Below are 2,731 nucleotides of genomic sequence, written 5' to 3' on the forward strand. Positions count from 1 at the left end.
GTCACGGTGGGCGTGGGCAGCCAGTTGGGCAGCAGCGGAGCGGGTGTGGGCAGCGACAAGGGCAACGCGCAAAGCACGAGCCGCGCGGGGATCTCTGGGGTGGCGGGCAACACCGAGGCCCGCACGGGGGATGCGGAGACCGGCATCAAGCCCATCTTCGACAAGAACCGGGTGAGCGAAGAGGTGAATGCGCAGATCACCATCACGCGGGAGTTCGGACGGCAAGCCACCCGTGCAGGAGCGCAATACGCGCAAGACCAGCTGGACAAAGCCCGTGGGCTGCGCAATATCGCCGCGTTGGAAGAAGACCCGGACAAGCGGCAATCCTTGCTCACGCAAGCGCAGCAGATCGAAAACGACTGGAAAGAGGGCGGCAGCAGCCGAGTGCTGATGCACGCGGGCATCGGCCTGCTCACCAGCGGCAGTGTCGGCGGTGCCGCAGGCGCAGCCGGCAGCGCGGCGGCGACCCCGCAACTGGCTGAAATGCTGAACAACCCGGAGATTCCGCAACCCATCAGGGAAGGCATCTTGATGGCTGCGGGCACGGCGATCGGTGCGGCAGTAGGGGGCGTGGATGGGGCCGCCACGGGCAACAACGAGGTCGCCAACAACGGTCTGGGCACGGTCGTCAGACGGCTGGGGCTGGGCGGAGTGGCCCTGTGCTTAAGAACGGTGGCATGCCTGGCATTGACGGGCGCCACGGGTCTAGAACTGACGCGGTTGGCGAACCTGGCAAGACAAGAAAACCCCGCGATCAGCGACGATGGTGCTTACGCCATTGCGGTGGCGGACTATCTGGGGGATCGTGTCCAGGGCAAGCCGATTGCGAGCCCACTGGGCCCCAACAATACCGGGGGTAACCAGACTGAGAATCCGATACCTGGGGGGAACTCGACGACCACGCCCAACGAGGGGCCGCGTGGAGGAAATGATACGGGTGGCAATCAGATCGTTGATAGGAAGCCTGGCGACAACTCTACGACTACTCCTGCTGCAACGCCGCCCAATTCCAATTTGGTATTTGCGACGGGTGTTCCTCCATCAAATCAGGAGGATAAAGAGGATCGAGGGAGAAAGTATGGAGTGGATATTTCTTCGCCGACGGATAAATATTCATCGAACTCCAAGCACACCTTGGGTGGGGATGGTAACAGAGGCAATGCGTCTATCGAGCCGCCCTATGCGGGAAGATTATTTGAGAGTTCGGTAAAAGACCCTAATAGTAACGAGCGGTTTGCTATTGATAGCGATGGTGGGGTTCATCGTTATTTCTATGGAAATGATGGTAGCTATCATTGGAGTGGTAGTACTACAGACCCCAAGCAGCCTTTGGAAAGCTTTAGAATTCCAAAAGAAATTCGAAGATTTTACGGCCTTCCAGGAAAGGGATGGTAATGAGAGTTTCTTTTGGTGATGCTTCATTTTTTCAAATTAACATAGCCATAATAGATGGGTTTTATGGAAATTTTTGTTATGTTGCTAATAACAAAATAATTTTGAATAGTGATAATGATGTTTCGATATACGACGAGATTTTTAGCCAAATAGGAGCGTTGTCGTCCTATGATCGAATTGCTTTTTTGGGCTTGCCCGTGGAGATAGCCGAAGAATTCATTTATTTGGCACCTATTTCTACTGAAAATTTCAATGTTGCGAGTGTTGAAGATCGTATATTTCAGTTTGATATGTTGAATGGCGCAAAGTTACATAATCCTCTTTGCGAAATCGATGTTCCTGATGTTGTATATGATATTCCTTCAAAGACTGACGGCTTTCCTGTGTTTTTGTTTGATTTATCTTCGTCTCGTAAAGGGATGTTGGGCCCCTTTTTGTATAATTCTGGTGATTCAGGTGTTATTCTGTGGAAAAATCTTGAACAAGATGGTGAGCAAGCCTTTGTAGACATTTTTTATTTATATGCGGTTTACTGGGCCGCCATGAATTATGTGGATGATTATTTGTCAACTTGGAAATTTCCTGAAAAAATGAAAAATTGCCCTGTTAAATGCGAGGCGGTAATTCCAATTGTTTTGCAGGATTGATAATTAAGGGGAATATTCAAAACTAAGGAGGGTCTGCAAAACCCCTGAAATCCTCAGAAAATGCCCTATAAGTTAATTGACTTTATTGGGCTTGGATTTTGGAAAGCGAGGTTTTGCAGAGGATCCCTAAAGCGCAACTCCCTGAAGCTCACGCTCATGTCAAAGCGCATTTATCTTGCATTGAGTGTTGCGCTGCTGACGGTGATGGCATCGTCATCTCGGGGTCATGAGCAAAAAGGCCCTCCAGCGCAATTAGCACTAGGGCATGGCGCTATATATTTAATAGCGGATGCTGTGACGGGCACCGAGGGCACTTTTGTCACCACTGCTTTCGTCGGAGTGCAGAGGCCCGACACGCTGCCCGGCCCGGCCGCCGGGGGCATCGACAACTTCGGCGCCGGCATTCGGGCGGGCGGTTTGATGCGGCTGTCCGGCGGCGGGCTGAACAACGAGCAAGGCCGGATCGAAGCGGACAGCCTGCTGACCAGCATCCAGGGCGACATCGCCAACAGCCGGGGCACCATCGTCGCCCACAACGGCGGCTACCTGCAGGCCGATGGAAACATTGCAGCCACCGACGGCCAGTTCACCAGCGACGCCGGCAAGATCGTGCTGGATGCGGGCGGGAGCATCGTGCTGGATGCCAGCCAGGTCAAGGGCAAGACCGGCGCGGGCCTGTACGCGGGCGG

2 protein-coding genes and 1 pseudogene are annotated in these 2,731 nt (G+C 53.6%); all 3 read left to right on the top strand.

The window, feature by feature from the left end; translation table 11 throughout:
- Positions 1–1,395 (top strand): annotated as a pseudogene (locus BLT03_RS24630) (hypothetical protein); the annotation flags it as partial.
- On the top strand, positions 1,395–2,042 hold the full coding sequence (locus tag BLT03_RS24290; protein WP_139160536.1) for a hypothetical protein: 648 nt from the start codon (positions 1,395–1,397) through the stop codon (positions 2,040–2,042). The pseudogene BLT03_RS24630 and the gene BLT03_RS24290, both read left to right, overlap by 1 nt.
- A gap of 339 nt (positions 2,043–2,381) precedes the next feature.
- The coding region (locus tag BLT03_RS23515; RefSeq protein WP_139160537.1) for a hypothetical protein at positions 2,382–2,731 on the top strand (350 nt) is incomplete at its 3' end.

This window comes from Paracidovorax valerianellae (assembly GCF_900102625.1).
In the GTDB taxonomy this organism is placed as follows: Bacteria; Pseudomonadota; Gammaproteobacteria; order Burkholderiales; family Burkholderiaceae_C; genus Paracidovorax; species Paracidovorax valerianellae.